Source organism: Acinetobacter sp. P8-3-8, from assembly GCF_000214135.1.
In the GTDB taxonomy this organism is placed as follows: domain Bacteria; phylum Pseudomonadota; class Gammaproteobacteria; order Pseudomonadales; family Moraxellaceae; genus Acinetobacter.
Genome location: NZ_AFIE01000187.1, coordinates 1 through 314 on the forward strand (window position 1 = coordinate 1; position 314 = coordinate 314).

A 314-nucleotide genomic window follows, 5' to 3' on the forward strand; every position below is an offset into this window, starting at 1 on the left:
ATGGGTTTAAATTGCATATTGTGATCAATAACTTAGGTGAAATTATTAATTTAAAAGTTACATCAGGCAATGTTCATGACGTAGCAGTTATCGAAGCGCTTACTTTAGAGTTAAAGGGAATATTACTTGGCGATAAAGGTTATCTGAGTAAAGCAAAAACAGAAGCTTTAGCCGCTAGAGGGTTAAAGTTATTAACACCTTCGCGTAAGAATATGAAACATACAAACCAAAAACATTACATGAGAAAGAGTTATTATCACGACGAGGTTTGATTGAGACGGTGAATGATCAATTGAAGAATTTGCATCAAGTTG

Annotated in this window: 1 pseudogene; it reads left to right on the forward strand. The window is 33.8% G+C overall.

The window, feature by feature from the left end:
* Positions 1 to 314: pseudogene (locus GGG_RS0119270) on the forward strand (transposase); the annotation flags it as partial.